Source organism: Pseudomonas sp. TE3911 (assembly GCF_054062775.1).
Genome location: NZ_JBSSFP010000001.1, coordinates 5,472,289 through 5,490,698 on the forward strand (window position 1 = coordinate 5,472,289; position 18,410 = coordinate 5,490,698).

The following is an 18,410-nucleotide window of genomic DNA, read 5'->3' on the forward strand; positions in this document are numbered from 1 at the left end:
ATCCCCATGGCCGTCAAGAAACGAGGTCTCGGACGTGGACTGGATGCACTGTTGAGTGGTCCGACCGTCACATCGCTTGAAGAACAAGCGGTGCAGGCCGACGAGCGCGAGCTGCAGCACCTGCCTCTGGACTTGATCCAGCGCGGTAAATACCAGCCACGCCGTGACATGGATCCCCAGGCGTTGGAGGAACTGGCCAATTCGATCAAAGCTCAAGGCGTGATGCAGCCGATCGTGGTGCGCCCGATTGGTGGCGGTCGTTTTGAAATCATCGCCGGTGAACGCCGCTGGCGCGCCAGTCAGCAGGCCGGCAAAGAGACCATTCCCGCGATGGTGCGTGATGTGCCTGATGAAACGGCGATCGCCATGGCGTTGATCGAGAATATTCAACGCGAAGACCTCAATCCGATCGAAGAAGCGATCGCCTTGCAGCGCCTGCAGCAAGAATTCCAGCTGACGCAGCAACAAGTGGCCGAAGCGGTGGGTAAGTCCCGCGTCACCGTGTCCAACTTGCTGCGCCTGATCGCTTTGCCGGAAGTCATCAAGACCATGTTGTCCCATGGCGATCTGGAAATGGGCCACGCCCGTGCTTTGCTCGGTTTGCCGGAAAATCAACAGGTTGAAGGGGCGCGACACGTTGTCGCACGAGGGCTTACCGTTCGTCAGACTGAGGCCTTGGTTCGCCAGTGGCTCAGCGGCAAACCTGCACCGGTCGAAACGGCCAAACCCGATCCGGATATCGCGCGTCTCGAGCAGCGCCTGGCCGAGCGCCTGGGCTCTGCGGTACAAATTCGCCACGGCAAGAAAGGCAAAGGGCAATTGGTCATCGGATATAACTCCCTTGATGAGCTTCAGGGTGTCCTTGCCCACATCCGCTGAAACATTTGCTTATGTAGCGTGTGATCGGAAATCACTACCCGGCAGTTGAATAGGGGCAGAACCGCCCCTATACTCTGCGCGCATTTTGTCGGCACAAATTATGCCAAGTTATTGATTTCCGGCAGCCGACTATTGAGGAGCAAGAGTGATGGAAACCCGCACGCCAAACACGTTGCCCTTCCATCGCTTGGCTGTTTTTCCGGTTTTATTGGCTCAATTTGTCATTTTGCTAATCGCCGCATTGGCGCTTTGGTACTGGCATGGAGTCGTAGCCGGATATTCGGGACTTTGCGGAGGCCTGATAGCCTTGCTGCCCAATATGTATTTTGCTCACAGGGCCTTTCGGTTTTCCGGCGCCCGAGCAGCCCAGGCTATCGTCCGGTCTTTTTATGCCGGCGAGGCGGGGAAACTGATTTTGACGGCAGTGCTGTTTGCACTGACCTTTGCAGGTGTGAAGCCATTGGCGCCGCTGGCTGTATTCGGCGTCTTCGTGTTGACCCAACTGGTCAGCTGGTTCGCTCCCCTGCTAATGAAAACAAGACTTTCGAAACCTTAGGGCGTTTGAGGCAACCATGGCAGAAACAACCGCTTCGGGCTATATCCAGCACCACTTGCAGAACTTGACCTTCGGTCAGCTTCCCAACGGCGGCTGGGGCTTTGCCCACTCCGCAGCAGAAGCCAAAGAAATGGGCTTCTGGGCTTTCCACCTGGATACTCTGGGCTGGTCGGTCGCTTTGGGTCTGATCTTCGTCCTAATTTTCCGCATGGCGGCGAAGAAGGCGACTTCCGGTCAGCCAGGTGCTTTGCAGAACTTCGTTGAAGTATTGGTCGAATTCGTCGATGGCAGCGTGAAAGACAGCTTCCATGGCCGTAGCCCGGTGATTGCACCGTTGGCACTGACCATCTTCGTCTGGGTGTTCCTGATGAACGCCGTCGACTTGATCCCGGTTGACTGGATTCCTCAGTTGGCCATGGCGATTTCCGGCGACCCGCATATTCCATTCCGTGCCGTATCGACCACTGACCCGAACGCTACCCTGGGCATGGCCCTGTCGGTATTCGCGCTGATCATTTTCTACAGCATCAAGATCAAGGGCATCGGCGGCTTCATCGGCGAATTGACCCTGCACCCGTTCGGCAGCAAGAACATCTTTGTTCAAGCCCTGCTGATCCCGGTGAACTTCCTGCTGGAATTCGTGACCCTGATCGCCAAGCCGATCTCCCTGGCCCTGCGACTGTTCGGCAACATGTATGCCGGCGAGCTGGTGTTCATTCTGATCGCTGTGATGTTCGGCAGCGGCCTGCTCTGGCTTAGCGGCCTGGGCATTGTTCTGCAGTGGGCGTGGGCTGTGTTCCACATCCTGATCATCACCCTGCAGGCCTTCATCTTCATGATGCTGACCATCGTCTACCTGTCGATGGCGCACGAAGAGAACCATTAAGACCAGTCTCGACTAGTCTGATGTCCTTCCCGGTGAAACGGGAAGGTGGCCCACCAGGGCTATGAAACGATTTGTTTTACCGCTTTAAAATCTAAAAAACCTAAACCATACGACGTAAAAGTCGGGAGGAAAGATGGAAACTGTAGTTGGTCTAACCGCTATCGCTGTTGCACTGTTGATCGGCCTGGGCGCCCTGGGTACTGCCATTGGTTTCGGCCTGCTGGGCGGCAAATTCCTGGAAGGCGCAGCGCGTCAGCCAGAAATGGTTCCAATGCTGCAAGTTAAAATGTTCATCGTCGCCGGCCTGCTCGACGCCGTGACCATGATCGGTGTTGGTATCGCTCTGTTCTTCACCTTCGCGAACCCTTTCGTTGGTCAACTCGCCGGTTAATCACTCGTCTTTTCGAGTGATTGGTGTGTTGTGCAACGAATGAGCGAGGTATTGGCGTGAACATTAATGCAACCATTATTGGTCAGTCCTTAGCGTTCTTGATTTTTGTCGTTTTCTGCATGAAGTTCGTATGGCCTCCGGTCATCGCAGCTCTGCACGAACGTCAGAAGAAGATCGCGGATGGACTGGACGCTGCAGCACGAGCAGCTCGCGACCTGGAGTTGGCCCAAGATAAAGCGGGTCAACAACTGCGCGAAGCGAAAGCTCAAGCAGCCGAAATCATTGAGCAAGCCAAGAAACGCGGTAACCAGATCGTTGAAGAGGCTGTTGAAAAAGCCCGTATCGACGCTGACCGTGTGAAGGTTCAGGCTCAGGCCGAGATCGAGCAGGAACTGAACGGTGTCAAAGACGCGTTGCGTGCCCAACTGGGTGCTCTGGCCGTCGGCGGTGCTGAGAAGATCCTGGGTGCCACAATCGATCAAAACGCGCACGCGGAGCTGGTTAACAAACTGGCTGCTGAAATTTAAGCGAGGGCGATCATGGCAGAATTGACCACGTTGGCCCGACCTTACGCTAAGGCAGCCTTCGAGCACGCCCAGGCCCACCAGCAGCTGGCCTCTTGGTCAGCCATGCTCGGCCTGGCTGCAGCAGTGTCGCAAGACGACACCATGCAGCGCGTGCTCAAGGCCCCGCGACTGACGAGCGCAGACAAGGCCGCCACTTTTATTGAAGTGTGCGGCGACAAGTTTGATGTGAAAGTGCAGAACTTCTTGCACGTCGTTGCCGAAAACGACCGTCTCCTGCTTCTGCCGGAGATTGCCGCTCTGTTCGACCTGTACAAGGCCGAGCAAGAGAAATCGGTAGACGTTGAAGTCACCAGTGCTTTTGCATTGAACCAAGAACAGCAAGACAAACTCGCCAAGGTTCTCAGTGCACGACTCGACCGGGAAGTGCGCCTGCAAGTTGCGGAGGATGCCACCCTTATTGGTGGTGTCATCATTCGCGCCGGCGACCTGGTTATCGATGGCTCGATTCGCGGCAAACTCGCGAATCTTGCCGAAGCATTGAAATCTTGAGTTTGAAGGGGCAGCAGAGCAATGCAGCAACTCAATCCTTCCGAAATAAGTGAAATTATCAAGGGCCGCATCGACAAGCTCGATGTGACCTCCCAAGCCCGTAACGAAGGCACTGTCGTCAGCGTATCTGACGGCATCGTGCGGATTCACGGTCTGGCCGACGTTATGTACGGCGAGATGATCGAGTTTCCGGGCGGCGTCTACGGTATGGCCCTCAACCTGGAGCAAGACTCCGTAGGTGCCGTTGTATTGGGCGCATACACCAGTCTTGCTGAAGGCATGAGCGCCAAGTGCACAGGCCGCATCCTGGAAGTTCCGGTTGGTAAGGAACTGCTGGGTCGCGTAGTCGACGCACTGGGTAACCCTGTTGACGGTAAAGGTCCACTGGGCAACACCGAGACCGACGCGGTCGAGAAAGTTGCTCCAGGCGTGATCTGGCGTAAGTCGGTAGACCAGCCTGTACAGACTGGCTACAAGGCTGTCGATGCCATGATCCCTGTCGGCCGTGGCCAGCGTGAGCTGATCATCGGTGACCGTCAGATCGGTAAAACCGCTCTGGCAATCGACGCGATCATCAACCAGAAGAACAGCGGCATTTTCTGCGTCTACGTAGCTATTGGTCAGAAGCAATCGACCATCGCCAACGTGGTTCGCAAGCTGGAAGAAAACGGCGCCCTGGCCAACACGATCATCGTGGCTGCCAGTGCTTCGGAATCTCCTGCGCTGCAATTCCTGGCACCGTACTCCGGTTGCACCATGGGTGAATTCTTCCGCGACCGCGGTGAAGACGCGCTGATCGTTTATGACGATCTGTCCAAGCAAGCAGTGGCTTACCGCCAGATTTCCCTGCTGCTGCGCCGTCCACCAGGCCGTGAAGCTTACCCAGGCGACGTGTTCTATCTCCACTCCCGTCTGCTGGAGCGTGCATCCCGCGTTTCCGAAGAGTACGTAGAGAAGTTCACCAACGGCGCAGTGACCGGCAAAACCGGCTCCCTGACCGCTCTGCCGATCATCGAAACCCAGGCTGGCGACGTTTCCGCGTTCGTTCCGACCAACGTGATTTCCATCACCGACGGTCAGATCTTCCTGGAATCGGCCATGTTCAACTCGGGCATCCGCCCTGCAGTGAATGCCGGTGTTTCGGTATCCCGTGTGGGTGGTGCCGCTCAGACCAAGATCATCAAGAAGCTCTCCGGTGGTATCCGTACCGCTCTGGCTCAGTACCGTGAATTGGCGGCATTCGCCCAGTTCGCTTCTGACCTGGACGAAGCGACCCGTAAGCAACTTGAGCATGGTCAGCGCGTTACCGAGCTGATGAAGCAGAAGCAATACGCCCCAATGTCGATCGCTGACATGGCGTTGTCGCTGTATGCCGCTGAGCGTGGGTTCCTGACCGACGTTGAAATCGCCAAGGTCGGCAGCTTTGAACAAGCGCTGATTGCTTACTTCAACCGCGATCACGCCGAATTGATGGCGAAGATCAACGTGAAGGGTGACTTCAATGACGATATCGACGCTGGCATGAAAGCCGGTATCGAGAAGTTCAAGGCCACCCAAACCTGGTAAGCCGCAGCGGGAGCCGCAAGGCTCCCGCTTGCTAACCTGATAGGTGTTACATGGCAGGCGCAAAAGAGATTCGCAGTAAGATTGCGAGCATCAAAAGCACGCAAAAAATTACCAGCGCCATGGAAAAAGTGGCGGTAAGCAAAATGCGCAAGGCACAAATGCGCATGGCTGCTAGCCGTCCTTATGCGGAGCGTATCCGCCAGGTAATTGGGCATCTGGCCAACGCCAACCCGGAATACCGCCACCCGTTCATGATCGACCGCGAAGTTAAGCGTGTGGGTTATGTGGTAGTGAGCAGTGACCGTGGTTTGTGCGGTGGTTTGAATACCAACCTGTTCAAGGCCCTGGTCAAGGACATGGCGGTAAACCGCGAAAACGGCGTCGAGATCGATCTGTGTGTTGTTGGTAGCAAGGGTGCGGCCTTTTTCCGTAACTTCGGCGGTAACGTCGTTGCAGCTATCAGCCACCTGGGTGAAGAGCCGTCGATCAATGATTTGATCGGCAGTGTGAAGGTGATGCTGGATGCGTACCTGGAAGGCCGGATTGACCGCCTCTCCGTGGTATCCAACAAGTTCATCAACACCATGACCCAGCAGCCAACCGTGGAGCAATTGATTCCACTGGTGGCGACTCCGGATCAGGAACTCAAGCACCACTGGGACTACCTCTACGAACCAGACGCCAAAGAGCTGCTTGACGGCTTGATGGTGCGCTACGTGGAGTCGCAGGTGTACCAGGCGGTGGTCGAGAACAACGCAGCTGAACAAGCGGCGCGGATGATCGCGATGAAAAACGCTACCGATAACGCCGGTGATCTGATCAGCGATTTGCAGCTGATCTACAACAAGGCGCGTCAGGCTGCGATCACCCAAGAGATCTCGGAAATCGTCGGCGGCGCTGCCGCGGTTTAACGGTTCAAATATTCAGAGGATCCAGCTATGAGTAGCGGACGTATCGTTCAAATCATCGGCGCCGTTATCGACGTGGAATTTCCACGCGACAGCGTACCGAGCATCTACAACGCGCTGAAAGTACAAGGCGCGGAAACTACTCTGGAAGTTCAGCAGCAGCTGGGCGACGGCGTAGTTCGTACCATTGCGATGGGTTCCACCGAAGGCTTGAAGCGCGGTCTGGACGTAATCGACTCTGGCGCAGCCATCTCCGTACCGGTCGGTAAAGCGACTCTGGGCCGGATCATGGACGTACTGGGCAACCCGATTGACGAAGCTGGTCCGATCGACACCGAAGAGCGCTGGGGCATTCACCGTCCAGCACCTTCGTTCGCGGAACAAGCTGGCGGCAACGACCTGCTGGAAACCGGCATCAAGGTTATCGACCTGGTTTGCCCGTTCGCCAAGGGCGGTAAAGTCGGTCTGTTCGGTGGTGCCGGTGTAGGCAAGACCGTAAACATGATGGAACTGATCCGTAACATCGCCATCGAGCACAGCGGTTATTCCGTGTTCGCTGGTGTGGGTGAGCGTACTCGTGAGGGTAACGACTTCTACCACGAGATGAAGGACTCCAACGTTCTGGACAAAGTGGCACTGGTTTACGGTCAGATGAACGAGCCGCCGGGAAACCGTCTGCGCGTAGCACTGACTGGCCTGACCATGGCCGAGAAGTTCCGTGACGAAGGTAACGACGTTCTGCTGTTCGTCGACAACATCTACCGTTACACCCTGGCCGGTACTGAAGTATCCGCACTGCTGGGCCGTATGCCTTCCGCAGTAGGTTACCAGCCGACCCTGGCTGAAGAGATGGGCGTTCTGCAAGAACGTATCACTTCGACCAAGGAAGGTTCGATCACTTCGATCCAAGCGGTATACGTACCTGCGGATGACTTGACCGACCCATCGCCTGCGACCACCTTCGCCCACTTGGACGCCACCGTCGTTCTGTCCCGTGACATCGCTTCCCTGGGTATCTACCCAGCGGTCGATCCACTCGACTCGACTTCGCGCCAGCTGGACCCGAACGTGATCGGCCAGGAGCACTACGACACCGCTCGCGGCGTTCAGTACGTGCTGCAGCGTTACAAAGAACTGAAGGACATCATTGCGATCCTGGGTATGGACGAGCTGTCGGAAGCCGACAAGCAGTTGGTAAACCGTGCTCGTAAGATCCAGCGCTTCTTGTCGCAGCCGTTCTTCGTGGCTGAAGTCTTCACCGGTGCTTCGGGTAAATACGTTTCCCTGAAAGACACCATTGCTGGCTTCAAAGGCATCCTCAACGGTGACTACGACCACCTGCCAGAACAAGCGTTCTACATGGTCGGCGGCATCGAAGAAGCGATCGAGAAAGCCAAGAAACTGTAATCCAGGCGCCCGGAAACGGGCGCTCATCAGGTTGAGGCAATCAGATGGCTATGACAGTCCATTGCGATATCGTCAGCGCGGAAGGGGAAATCTTCTCCGGTCTGGTAGAAATGGTGATTGCACACGGCGAACTCGGTGACCTGGGTATTGCCATGGGCCACGCGCCGTTGATCACCAGCTTGAAGCCAGGTCCGATCACTCTGACCAAGCAAGGCGGGGAACGTGAGGTGTTTTACATCTCCGGTGGTTTCCTTGAGGTTCAGCCGAACATGGTCAAGGTACTTGCCGACACCGTGCAACGTGCTGGCGATCTGGATGAAGCCTCCGCTCAGGAAGCCGTCAAGGCTGCTGAGAAGGCCCTGAACGAAAAGGGTGCGGACTTCGACTACAGCGCTGCTGCTGTACGTCTGGCCGAGGCTGCAGCTCAGCTGCGCACGCTCCAGCAGATCCGCAAGAAGTAAGCGGCTACGCCGTGATGCTTATGCGCGATTGATTAAAAAGGGTAGCCTCGGCTACCCTTTTTCTTTTTTAGCAAAACACATCTTTGGTCTGAAGCCGGACCGTCCAGGATTGGTAGCCATTCATGTCTCTTGAAATCGTCATTCTCGCTGCAGGCCAGGGCACCCGCATGCGCTCTGCCCTGCCCAAGGTGCTGCACCCGGTGGCCGGCAACTCCATGCTTGGCCATGTTATCCACAGCGCCCGGCAGTTGGACCCGCAACGCATCCACGTAGTGATCGGCCACGGTGCCGATGCAGTGCGTGAGCGCTTGGCTGCGGATGACCTGAATTTCGTATTGCAGGACAAACAACTGGGGACCGGCCACGCCACCGCGCAAGCTGTGCCGTTCATTACCGCTGACACCGTGCTGATCCTCTACGGCGACGTGCCGCTGATCGAAGTGGAAACCCTGCAACGCCTGCTTAAGCACGTAGTGCCTGGTCAGATGGGCCTGCTCACCGTGGAACTGGAAGACCCCACCGGCTACGGACGCATTGTGCGCAATGCCGATGGCAAGGTCGCGGCCATCGTTGAGCACAAGGACGCCAGCGAGGCCCAACGTGCCATCACTGAAGGCAATACCGGTATTCTCGCCGTCCCTGGCAACAAGCTCGCCGACTGGATGAGCCGTCTGTCCAACAACAACGCTCAGGGTGAGTACTACCTCACCGACGTGATTGAGATGGCCGTGAGCGATGGCCTGCTGGTAGCTACCGAGCAGCCCCACGACCCTATGGAAGTGCAGGGCGCCAACGACCGCAAACAGTTGGCCGAACTGGAGCGTCACTACCAACTGCGAGAAGGTCGCCGCCTGATGGCTGAGGGCGTGACCCTGCGCGACCCTGCGCGTTTTGACGTACGCGGTGAGGTCACCGTGGGGCGCGACGTGCTGATCGACATCAACGTGATCCTCGAAGGTCGCGTAATCATCGAAGACGACGTAGTCATCGGCCCGAACTGCGTGATCAAGGACAGCACCCTGCGCAAGGGCGTGGTGATCAAGGCCAACAGCCATATCGACGGCGCGGTGATGGGCGAGGGCAGCGATGCTGGCCCGTTTGCTCGGTTGCGTCCGGGCACTGTGATGGGGGCCAGGGCGCATGTCGGCAACTTCGTCGAACTGAAAAATGCACGAATGGGCGACGACGCAAAGGCCGGCCACCTTGCCTACCTCGGCGATGCGGTGATCGGTGCTCGCAGCAACATCGGCGCTGGCGCAATCACCTGCAACTACGACGGCGCCAACAAGTACCAGACCACTATTGGCGAGGACGTATTCATTGGCTCGAATAACTCGCTGATTGCGCCAGTGACGATCGGTGATGGTTCGAATACTGCCGCAGGCTCAACCATCAACCAGGATGTGGATAAATCCCAACTGGCCGTAGCTCGGGCCCGCCAACGCAATATCGACGGCTGGAAACGCCCGGTCAAAATCAAAAAGACCTGAGTTATCCACAGCCTCATCAGCAGTGCTATCCAAATGTGGGAGGGGGCTTGTCCCCGATGGCGGATTTTCAGTCAATGTTCTAGTCGACTGATCGACTGCAATCGGGGGCAAGCCCCCTTCCACATTTGGCCTGCGTTGTTTGAAGAATCTGTTCCAGACGCTTGACGATATAGTCCTAATAGGTTTTGATTGCCTTCGTTATCTTTCGAAACGAAACTTATCAATACCATGTCGAAACGAAATACACCCCAACGACGCCACAACATCCTGACCTTGCTCAACGAACAGGGCGAAGTCAGCGTGGACGAATTGGCCAAGCGTTTCGAAACCTCGGAAGTCACTATCCGCAAGGACTTGGCCGCCCTAGAAAGTAACGGCCTGTTGCTGCGCCGCTACGGTGGTGCGATCACCATGCCTCAGGAACTGGTAGGCGATCCTGCCCAACCGATCTCGGCCTATAAGCGTGCGATCGCCCGTGCTGCCGTGATGCGTTTGCGGGAACACGCCCGCATCATCATCGACAGCGGCAGCACCACCGCCGCCATGATCCCGGAACTGGGCCACCAGCCCGGACTCGTGGTCATGACCAACTCCCTGCACGTAGCCAGCGCCTTGAGCGAATTGGAACACGAGCCGGTGCTGTTGATGACCGGCGGCACCTGGGACCCGCATTCGGACTCGTTCCAAGGCCAGGTCGCCGAGCAGGTGTTGCGTTCCTACGACTTTGATCAACTGTTCATCGGCGCCGACGGCATCGATCTGCAGCGTGGCACTACCACCTTCAACGAATTACTGGGTCTGAGCCGTGTGATGGCCGAGGTCGCCCGTGAAGTGGTGGTGATGGTCGAATCCGACAAGATCGGCCGCAAGATTCCCAACCTGGAACTGCCCTGGAGCAGCGTCCATACCCTTATCACCGATGATCGCCTGCCGCTTGAGGCCCGCGACCAGATCCAAGCCCGCGGCATTACGCTGATATGCGCGGCAATCATCTAGGAGAAGCACCATGTGTGGAATTGTTGGCGCAGTCGCCGAACGTAACGTTACCGCCATTCTGATCGAAGGCCTCAAGCGCCTTGAATACCGTGGCTACGACAGCGCCGGCGTGGCCGTCTTCACCAACGCCGGCAAGCTTGAGCGCATGCGTCGCCCGGGCAAGGTCAGTGAGTTGGAGCAGGCCCTGGCCGGCGAACCGCTGGTAGGTCGTTTGGGGATTGCCCACACTCGCTGGGCCACTCACGGCGCACCGTGCGAACGTAACGCCCACCCGCACTTTTCCGGTGACCTGGCCGTGGTGCACAACGGCATCATCGAAAACCACGAAGTGCTGCGCGAACAGCTCAAGAGCCTGGGGTACGTGTTCACCTCAGACACCGACACTGAAGTCATCGCCCACCTGCTCAATCACAAGCTCAAGGACCACAGCGACCTGACCACCGCCCTCAAGGCCACGGTCAAGGAACTGCACGGCGCCTATGGCCTGGCCGTCGTCAGTGCCAGCCAACCGGACCGTGTGGTAGCCGCCCGCAGCGGCAGCCCGCTGGTGATCGGCCTGGGCCTGGGCGAGAACTTTCTCGCTTCCGACCAACTGGCCCTGCGTCAGGTCACCGACCGATTCATGTACTTGGAAGAAGGCGATATCGCCGACATACGTCGTGAAAGCGTGGCGATCTGGGACGTTAACGGTAATTCCGTCGAACGCGAAGCCGTGCAATACCGCGACGGCGCCGAAGCGGCCGATAAAGGCGAATACCGCCATTTCATGCTCAAAGAGATCCACGAGCAACCTGCCGTGGTCCAGCGCACGTTGGAAGGTCGACTGAGTCAGATCCAAGTGCTGGTCAACGCGTTCGGCCCCCAGGCCGCCGAGCTGTTCGCCAAAGTGCGCAATGTGCAGATCGTCGCTTGTGGCACCAGCTACCACGCCGGCATGGTTGCCCGTTATTGGCTGGAAGACCTGGCTGGCATCCCGTGCCAGGTCGAAGTCGCCAGTGAGTTCCGCTACCGCAAGGTGGTGGTGCAGCCCGATACCCTGTTCGTGACTATCTCCCAGTCCGGCGAAACCGCCGACACCCTGGCCGCGCTGCGCAACGCCAAAGAGTTGGGCTTCCTCGCCAGCCTGGCGATCTGCAACGTCAGTATCAGCTCCTTGGTACGTGAGTCCGACCTGACCCTCCTGACCCAGGCGGGTCGCGAAATCGGCGTAGCTTCCACCAAAGCCTTCACCACCCAACTGGTTGGTTTGTTGCTACTGACCCTGTCCCTGGGCCAAGTGCGAGGCACCCTGGCCGAAGGTGTTGAAGCTACCTTGGTGGAAGAATTGCGCCGCCTGCCGACTCGCCTGGGCGAAGCACTGGCCATGGACAGCGTCGTGGAAAAAGTCGCCGAGCTGTTCGCCGACAAGAACCACACCCTGTTCCTTGGCCGTGGCGCGCAGTACCCGGTGGCGATGGAAGGTGCCCTCAAGCTCAAGGAAATCTCGTACATCCACGCCGAAGCCTACCCGGCCGGCGAGCTGAAACACGGCCCGTTGGCACTGGTGGATGACGACATGCCGGTGGTCACTGTGGCGCCGAACAACGAACTGCTGGAAAAGCTCAAATCCAACCTGCAGGAAGTACGCGCCCGTGGCGGCCAACTGGTGGTATTCGCCGACGAGAAGGCGAGCATGATCAATGGCGAAGGCACCCACGTCATCAACATGCCGCACATCAACGACACCTTGTCGCCGATCCTCTACACCATCCCGCTGCAGCTGCTGTCGTACTACGTGGCCGTGCTCAAGGGCACTGACGTAGACCAGCCGCGTAATTTGGCCAAGTCGGTGACAGTCGAGTAATACCTCGCTCACCTGGAGGCCCTGATCGTAAACATTAAAGTCTGTCTCTGAATATTAAAGTCTGTCTCGCTTGGAGCCTCCGAGGGCTCCAAGCGACGATCTATTTCTCCCGCCTCTCTGGTTCCTTGAATTCCTGGGTGATCCACCTTGCTGCTCACCATCCAACCGCACGAATCCCTACGTTCCTTTATAGAAAGACATTTCTACCTAGATTCTCGATCACCTGAGTCGATCAAGTTCAAGGAAATATCCAGGTACTACATGCGGGGATCGTCTATCGGTTTCATCGCTGAGGTACTTGGCAGATCTGACACATACGGTTTCAATCGTCTGCTCCACGATCACACAAGTTATTCGCAAGTGGCGGTTTTCCCAGACTCCGGCCAGCAAAGCTACACCAGATGGAGTTATCAGACGTCTACTATTAGATTTGAAACTGAGAGTCAGCTTCCCGGAATTTGCATCGACTGTGTAAAAGAGGATATTGATTCGCTTGGTTTCCCCTATTGGAGACGTGACCACAGATATGTGAAGGTTTGCGCGAAGCACAATACGGTACTGCTTAGGAAATGCCCTGTTTGTGGAGCCGATATCAGCCGTCACAGCTTGGGATATGGGCATGACCTTCTATGGAACGGATGTAAAGGTCGTTATATTCATCAATATGAATCAAAGAAAAATCAAGATGAAGGACAGCGATTATTTTCAAGGATTTTTGCGGAAATTGGCGAGTCGAAACTTGCTGTTGATCTTGAATTTGTTCTTGCGCATCTTGCAGATGAGGCTATAACACTTTCCGCTGCTGGGAAAATTTCTGAAGAAAAACTAAACGCAATTTATTGGAGACTTGATGGTGCCAGAAGAATTTCAGATACAAAAATCAATTATCGCCCTGACGTTATTTATAGCCAGAATATTATAGACGTCATAGGAGCTGTATATGGGAGCTTCGCAGGTTTGCTAGATAGGCTGGATAAAGCAGGTGGGTTGGTGCGGAACGTTGATGACCTAATGCGTGTCGAGTACCGGGTCTGCTTTTAGATATTACTTGTCATCCTTATCATCAAAATAATCGCTGAACGCGTTCCCCAAGTCATCATTTGTTGGTTTCCCTAAAGGCGGACGCTTAGGGCGCCTCGGGGTTTGAGCCTTCATGTCGGTATCCAGCTTCAAGCTTTTATGCGTTTCACGCTCCTCAGCCGTCAGCGCACCTTTGAAAACAGCTTGTGCGACACGGTTGTCGCGTTCCTTCCTTACGAACTGCACCACATTAGACCGCGTGGGTGAGCCGAAGGGGCAAATAAGGTCCTCTCGCTTGGATTTGTTTTGAATTGCAATCCGCTCCAGTTCCTCAACGTCTATTCTGTATGAATAATACGCACTTGAGGTATACGCTTGATGAACATCCTCAAGTTTAACCCATGTGCGGTTCGAGGCACGAGCTTGAATATATGCTTGTACCATCAGGTGAATGGCTGCACGCTTAAGCCCATAGCTCCCACGATAAATTTCGTGAGAAAAATCTGCGGGTTCGGCCCGAATTCGACCGTCACTCACAGTAATACATTCATCTATGAAATCAGCCCAGATTTTTGACTCTGGTGCATCCGGCCACATGATTCTAGGCTCTGCTACTAAACGTTGAGTGTCTTCTTGGTTACGTTTGAGCAGCTTATGCCCCAAGCTGAAGTTCGATACATACACCATGGGTAAGCCGAGGCCGGACATAGTAAGCAGTATGTCGGTCGTTAGGGCTACGCCTTTCCCAGGCGTTAAATGCTGCATTTCCTCAAGCACTGCCAGAGATATACCGCGCTTGTTTGCTTGCTGCTGTGCTCTTAATTTGAGGGTTGCAACGTTCTCACGGGTAGACACTTCAGTGCCAAGGAAATCAGTGAGTAGCTGCTTACCAGACGCTTTACCCTTAGCGCTAGCGTACCAGTAAGAGTCGGCCGTTTGGGGTTCCATGCAATGATCTATTTTGAACTCAGTAGGACCGGGCATTACGCGAAGTAGCGCTTCGATGGTCGCCGATTTACCCACACCCGCTAAGCCAGTCAGACAAACTGGAAACGTTTCTGATGGTGTTGGGTAATACAAACCGTTGACAAAAATTTGTTCTGTTTCGGACCGCATCGTCGAGTGTATCGCTGCTTTTCCTACCAGCTCTGAAATCAGCTCCAAGCTAAATTGATTTGGTAGAAAAATCTGCCTCAGTTTCATATCAAGGAAGTGAGCAGCTAACATTGGAGGTAGTCGATCAATGTCGCCAACGGGTTCTGGGCGGATCGTTACCTTTTTTCGAATGTTCTCGATATCAATCAGACCATCGAATCGCGTCCGCATTCTTTCGATCATGATTTATTACCCATAATTCGTCTTTGATCATGTAAGTCTCGCTGTGCTTCAGGGCTCTTTGCGGCTCGTCCCGGTTTTCTCACACCGGTATGCCACGCCTTGCCTGTCTCTTTTTCATACTCTTGATAGTGATGTTGTTCAATGGCAACTTTTTCGTTCCGGCGTTTTGCTTGAGCTTGGAGTCGTAACTCGTTGATGAACTTAAGGTCTTCCAGCGAAATATCCCCGCTTCCAGGTCTTGTGCTTGCGGTGTAAACGAAACTTAGCTCGTGAAGCCTGCCCTCAACCTCTACCCATATGTGACGCACACACATTGTCATGCTGTATGCTATTACGCGAATCACGCCACTGTGAGCAACGCGGTCAAATATACCGGTATTAGTAAGCTCTTTTGAGTTGTATTTTCTCCCGAAAAAATAAACGCCTTTTTCTTTGATCACCGCAGGCATAGGTGTCAAAAACTCTCTAATGGCTTCTTCAAATGACACCTTAATGCCATGGTTGCGGCCTAGGGCATCGTGGTAATTCCAAACATTCAGAGGGGTTGGTGAGAAACGTTCCAGCCACATATCTCCATCCATCCGGTCGCTTGCGTCGGAGGTCTCGTTGTCCTTGATAACCCTACGTATCTCTCTACGTGCCATCTCAACAAGATTGAGACCGCTATGAACGTGTACCGGCTGATCTTTGAACTGCTTATCCCTCGGGTGGGATGATTCAACTGTGGCTTTTGATTGCCCAGAATGTGTAGGTGTAACTTCCAGTCGGCCTAGCCATTCTTTTGATTCAGAAACGTTCATGTACACTGCAGGGCCTCTATCGAATATCATCTGGCTTGAGAGTCCTTCACAGGGCCACTCCTCTGGCTTGATATCGATACCAAAAAGCTCACAGTATTTAACCTTGCCTACTGCTATACAAAATAAGGCCATTCGGTATGCCTCTAGACTTTCCCTGCTTCTGGCGAAACCGATACCTACAACCGCCCCTGAAAGTGCACACACTGCTCTTACTACACAAAATGAGTCCAGCGGTGCTCCTTCGATGATTCCCGATATTTTTTCGCTCGGATAATAACCATCGAATTCCAACCGCTGGTTTAGGTTGCCAATCATATGAGCAAAGCTTCCGATGTCTCCAGATTTAGCACGGGCAGCGCTTGGCCCTATCATTTCTTGCGCAAGGGCTGCTGGTTCTGTTTGCCGTTTTACCCAATTCCAGAATTGATTGAAACTTGGAAAAGGCTCACCTTTGGGATGGTAAAACTCTTTTCCCGCTGAACCCTGACGAGTACGGCAACCAAAGGTCTTTCGCAGTGAATCCCCGTAAATATCGTCCTTGGTCTTATCTACCCGTTTGTGTTTCGAGAAGCCGTGCAGAATTTTTTCCTTCATTTCAGGTGTTACGGGATACCCATGATTCTGACCATGGCCGGAGGGGCGACCAAGTTTTTTATCGGTTTTCTCACTCCTGTCCCATTTGCCGCACTGGTCAAAGCGAGGCATCAATGCCCACTTAGTTTGCCCAAATACAAGGTAAGTGAAGAACCATAGCCTGATCCGTGCAGGATGCTGCCTTGGCTTTGAAGCTCTGGCGTGAGCATTGATGATTGCCTCTGGGTCATCTGAGGCCAGTATCTCCGCTCTCTTGGGAATTAGTTCTGCGATGCTCATCAGGCGGCCGTCAACTTTCTCCTCGTATGACTGTTTCGGGCCAACGCGGCGGCTTTCGCGCCATTTGGTTTCGATGCCTGCTGTCGCTCCCAGCCATGGCGGATAATCATGGCTGCCTGCCTCTACGATCTCACCATCCTCTAGCGCCGCTTCAAAGCGCAGCCGGGTCATCGTGTGCAGTTTTGCAGTTGACCCTTTTTCATCGAACTCGACCAGGCGGACACGGTTACATCCACCATCGCTGATGAGAAAGTGGTATTCCTTTCCTTTGATGAGCTCACCGCAGCCCTGGGGAGCGATGAGCCGAGATCCCGCCATCATTTGGTGGCTTCCGAGAAGAAATCCCGATAGTGGTCAATCACTTCGCACCGGGCCTGTCCAAGTGGTTGGTCAATCTGTATATATTGAAATAGGTCTACTGGCAGGGCTCGATTCCAAATATCTTGGTATATCCGTGCGATAAACTGATCCCGATGCCCCCATTTGTTGCTGTAGGCGATGGCTGCCAGCGCAGGAGGGCGACCTATATTAAAGTCCTCTTGCAGTTGATGGCTGAAGTCCTCCAGCAATTGAGAGTCAAGGCTGAGAGGCCGATCATGTAATCCGAAAATCTGATCCAAGTTGGCTACGACAATTGGATCTATATCGTCGAGCGAGAGATTTACTGTTCTGATGCCGGCGCTTGCATAATAAGTTTCTTCTAGGCGAAGACGTAACTCAGCGCGTTCACGATCTTCTCTCCGCGCTTCTAATGATTTCACTTTTGAACGCCGTTTCTCCATAAAATCAAACTTGGAAAGTTTGATGTTCCAGTTTAGAGCATAGGGTGCTGTGCCCGGCTCTCGGAGGTAGATCAGTAGGTCACCCAAGTATGGGTAGGCGGACCACTGGCGTTCGCCGCACGGCGTTTCTATCACCACCTTGGCATGGTCCATCCCTATATCTTTTGCTGCGGCGAGAGTTCCGACTAGAGGACTTAGACTCAAGCCAAGGGCGAAAGGGTGGCCATGCAGGGGATGTACATGCGGCACCGGGTGCAGCATTTTTTGCTCATGAATTTCAAACACTGCTGGATTGAACAACGCTAGTTGTGTGAACACTCGTTCAGGAATAGATAGCAGGTGAAGTGTGCGGCCCAGCTTTCGGCTGTTAAGGCGGCAGATCCTCGAAGTCTTCGGGGCTTCACCTGGTACAGCACAAATGGCGGGAACGTAATCGTCCCCCCACCGGAAATTGCCCTGGCGGTCTCTAATCCGCTTCAGCGTTTTTTCAGAAATCATTATTGTCCATACCCATACCACTTGTTCTGCCAGAGGTGGCCAAGTGGAGTACATGCGTACGAAAGGCGTACGCACACGACCTGGTCCTGTTGGGGCACCCGGATTTACGTTTCAAGGGACGAAGGGGGACTGCAGGGCTTGACGCCCCGCACACGCGGATAGACAATGATCGTGTCAGGGCACTAATCTTGACACAGGGGCTTGGGGTAAAACTCAGGCCTTTGTCTATTCTGGCTCCCCGAAAAGCTAACCAGAATTCTTCATACCGCTTACCTCTTTATATTCTAAATTTGGCTACTTTACTTGGCAGCGAACTTTTTGCTCTAGGCGCATAGCGAAGTTTGGAGACTTAGCATACGCTGCTATCTATGCATTTTTAGATCGATTCGCAGTTAAGCCTATAGCGATTATTACGCATGGTAACGCTATGAAAGCTGTGTTGACAACCTTAAAAGTTTTTTGCAAAGCGCACACAAGATTCCGGTCCCTTCCCTAGCTGCTTGATATAGCGTAAGTTTGTATGGTTGATGTGTGCAAAAGGTTTCAATTGCTCTTCGTTGGATAACTTAGAAGTTATCCACATCGCTAAGGCGTAGCTGAATATCTACGCTATCTGATAGTTCCAAAAAAACTATCCACA

Annotated in this window: 17 protein-coding genes; 14 read left to right on the top strand and 3 right to left on the bottom strand. The window is 54.5% G+C overall.

Annotation, left to right across the window (positions count from 1 at the left end; translation table 11 throughout):
• Positions 1-6 precede the first annotated feature (6 nt).
• The 14 genes from ACVWXD_RS24800 (at position 7) to ACVWXD_RS24865 (ending at position 13,500) form a co-directional block, all read left to right on the top strand.
• On the top strand, positions 7-879 hold the full coding sequence (locus ACVWXD_RS24800) for a ParB/RepB/Spo0J family partition protein (RefSeq protein ID WP_016970690.1): 873 nt from the start codon (positions 7-9) through the stop codon (positions 877-879).
• A gap of 148 nt (positions 880-1,027) precedes the next feature.
• A complete protein-coding gene (locus tag ACVWXD_RS24805) occupies positions 1,028-1,435 on the top strand; it encodes a F0F1 ATP synthase subunit I (RefSeq protein ID WP_010565865.1) in 408 nt (135 codons plus the stop codon).
• A 16-nt stretch (positions 1,436-1,451) separates the two neighbouring features.
• Positions 1,452-2,321 carry a F0F1 ATP synthase subunit A gene (atpB, locus tag ACVWXD_RS24810; RefSeq protein WP_017736231.1) on the top strand — a complete coding sequence of 290 codons (870 nt, stop codon included), beginning with the start codon at positions 1,452-1,454 and terminating at the stop codon, positions 2,319-2,321.
• A 133-nt stretch (positions 2,322-2,454) separates the two neighbouring features.
• Positions 2,455-2,712 carry a F0F1 ATP synthase subunit C gene (atpE, locus tag ACVWXD_RS24815; RefSeq protein ID WP_002555987.1) on the top strand — a complete coding sequence of 86 codons (258 nt, stop codon included), beginning with the start codon at positions 2,455-2,457 and terminating at the stop codon, positions 2,710-2,712.
• A 56-nt stretch (positions 2,713-2,768) separates the two neighbouring features.
• A complete protein-coding gene (locus ACVWXD_RS24820) occupies positions 2,769-3,239 on the top strand; it encodes a F0F1 ATP synthase subunit B (RefSeq protein ID WP_008439543.1) in 471 nt (156 codons plus the stop codon).
• Positions 3,240-3,251: 12 nt separating this feature from the next.
• Positions 3,252-3,788 (top strand): F0F1 ATP synthase subunit delta, encoded by a 537-nt coding sequence (locus tag ACVWXD_RS24825; RefSeq protein WP_032885165.1) that lies wholly within the window; start codon positions 3,252-3,254, stop codon positions 3,786-3,788.
• 21 nt (positions 3,789-3,809) lie between these two features.
• On the top strand, positions 3,810-5,354 hold the full coding sequence (gene atpA, locus ACVWXD_RS24830; RefSeq protein WP_003177064.1) for a F0F1 ATP synthase subunit alpha: 1,545 nt from the start codon (positions 3,810-3,812) through the stop codon (positions 5,352-5,354).
• Between the two features lie 50 nt (positions 5,355-5,404).
• Positions 5,405-6,265, top strand: coding sequence for a F0F1 ATP synthase subunit gamma (gene atpG, locus ACVWXD_RS24835; RefSeq protein WP_010565870.1), 861 nt, complete (start codon positions 5,405-5,407; stop codon positions 6,263-6,265).
• Positions 6,266-6,292: 27 nt separating this feature from the next.
• On the top strand, positions 6,293-7,669 hold the full coding sequence (gene atpD, locus ACVWXD_RS24840; protein WP_003177062.1) for a F0F1 ATP synthase subunit beta: 1,377 nt from the start codon (positions 6,293-6,295) through the stop codon (positions 7,667-7,669).
• Between the two features lie 44 nt (positions 7,670-7,713).
• Positions 7,714-8,130: a F0F1 ATP synthase subunit epsilon gene (locus ACVWXD_RS24845; RefSeq protein WP_032885166.1), complete on the top strand. Its 417-nt coding sequence runs from the start codon at positions 7,714-7,716 to the stop codon at positions 8,128-8,130.
• Positions 8,131-8,252: 122 nt separating this feature from the next.
• Positions 8,253-9,620 (top strand): bifunctional UDP-N-acetylglucosamine diphosphorylase/glucosamine-1-phosphate N-acetyltransferase GlmU, encoded by a 1,368-nt coding sequence (gene glmU, locus ACVWXD_RS24850; RefSeq protein WP_032885167.1) that lies wholly within the window; start codon positions 8,253-8,255, stop codon positions 9,618-9,620.
• Between the two features lie 228 nt (positions 9,621-9,848).
• Complete coding sequence (locus ACVWXD_RS24855) at positions 9,849-10,616, top strand: DeoR/GlpR family DNA-binding transcription regulator (RefSeq protein ID WP_024078249.1); 768 nt, start codon at positions 9,849-9,851, stop codon at positions 10,614-10,616.
• A gap of 10 nt (positions 10,617-10,626) precedes the next feature.
• Positions 10,627-12,459 carry a glutamine--fructose-6-phosphate transaminase (isomerizing) gene (gene glmS, locus ACVWXD_RS24860; protein ID WP_457371424.1) on the top strand — a complete coding sequence of 611 codons (1,833 nt, stop codon included), beginning with the start codon at positions 10,627-10,629 and terminating at the stop codon, positions 12,457-12,459.
• A gap of 147 nt (positions 12,460-12,606) precedes the next feature.
• Entirely contained in the window at positions 12,607-13,500 is an 894-nt protein-coding gene (locus ACVWXD_RS24865) for a hypothetical protein (protein ID WP_457371425.1), read from the top strand.
• 3 nt (positions 13,501-13,503) lie between these two features.
• On the opposite strand, the gene ACVWXD_RS24870 is transcribed toward ACVWXD_RS24865, so the two are convergent.
• The 3 genes from ACVWXD_RS24870 to ACVWXD_RS24880 are packed head-to-tail and all read right to left on the bottom strand — an operon-like array spanning position 13,504 to position 17,770.
• Complete coding sequence (locus ACVWXD_RS24870) at positions 13,504-14,817, bottom strand: ATP-binding protein (RefSeq protein WP_457371426.1); 1,314 nt, start codon at positions 14,815-14,817, stop codon at positions 13,504-13,506.
• On the bottom strand, positions 14,814-16,811 hold the full coding sequence (locus ACVWXD_RS24875) for a transposase (RefSeq protein ID WP_457371427.1): 1,998 nt from the start codon (positions 16,809-16,811) through the stop codon (positions 14,814-14,816). The genes ACVWXD_RS24870 and ACVWXD_RS24875 overlap by 4 nt, the downstream gene beginning before the upstream one ends.
• Positions 16,808-17,770, bottom strand: a complete 963-nt coding sequence (locus ACVWXD_RS24880) for a PDDEXK family nuclease (RefSeq protein WP_101218795.1) — start codon at positions 17,768-17,770, stop codon at positions 16,808-16,810. The genes ACVWXD_RS24875 and ACVWXD_RS24880 overlap by 4 nt, the downstream gene beginning before the upstream one ends.
• Between the last annotated feature and the right edge of the window lie 640 nt (positions 17,771-18,410).

Coding starts and splice junctions, on each gene's coding strand:
- ACVWXD_RS24800 (WP_016970690.1), top strand. CDS start 7: ATGGCCGTCAAGAAACGAGGTCTCGGACGTGGACTGGATGCACTGTTG.
- ACVWXD_RS24805 (WP_010565865.1), top strand. CDS start 1,028: ATGGAAACCCGCACGCCAAACACGTTGCCCTTCCATCGCTTGGCTGTT.
- atpB (WP_017736231.1), top strand. CDS start 1,452: ATGGCAGAAACAACCGCTTCGGGCTATATCCAGCACCACTTGCAGAAC.
- atpE (WP_002555987.1), top strand. CDS start 2,455: ATGGAAACTGTAGTTGGTCTAACCGCTATCGCTGTTGCACTGTTGATC.
- ACVWXD_RS24825 (WP_032885165.1), top strand. CDS start 3,252: ATGGCAGAATTGACCACGTTGGCCCGACCTTACGCTAAGGCAGCCTTC.
- atpA (WP_003177064.1), top strand. CDS start 3,810: ATGCAGCAACTCAATCCTTCCGAAATAAGTGAAATTATCAAGGGCCGC.
- atpG (WP_010565870.1), top strand. CDS start 5,405: ATGGCAGGCGCAAAAGAGATTCGCAGTAAGATTGCGAGCATCAAAAGC.
- atpD (WP_003177062.1), top strand. CDS start 6,293: ATGAGTAGCGGACGTATCGTTCAAATCATCGGCGCCGTTATCGACGTG.
- ACVWXD_RS24845 (WP_032885166.1), top strand. CDS start 7,714: ATGGCTATGACAGTCCATTGCGATATCGTCAGCGCGGAAGGGGAAATC.
- glmU (WP_032885167.1), top strand. CDS start 8,253: ATGTCTCTTGAAATCGTCATTCTCGCTGCAGGCCAGGGCACCCGCATG.
- ACVWXD_RS24855 (WP_024078249.1), top strand. CDS start 9,849: ATGTCGAAACGAAATACACCCCAACGACGCCACAACATCCTGACCTTG.
- glmS (WP_457371424.1), top strand. CDS start 10,627: ATGTGTGGAATTGTTGGCGCAGTCGCCGAACGTAACGTTACCGCCATT.
- ACVWXD_RS24870 (WP_457371426.1), bottom strand. CDS start 14,817: ATGATCGAAAGAATGCGGACGCGATTCGATGGTCTGATTGATATCGAG.
- ACVWXD_RS24875 (WP_457371427.1), bottom strand. CDS start 16,811: ATGATGGCGGGATCTCGGCTCATCGCTCCCCAGGGCTGCGGTGAGCTC.
- ACVWXD_RS24880 (WP_101218795.1), bottom strand. CDS start 17,770: ATGATTTCTGAAAAAACGCTGAAGCGGATTAGAGACCGCCAGGGCAAT.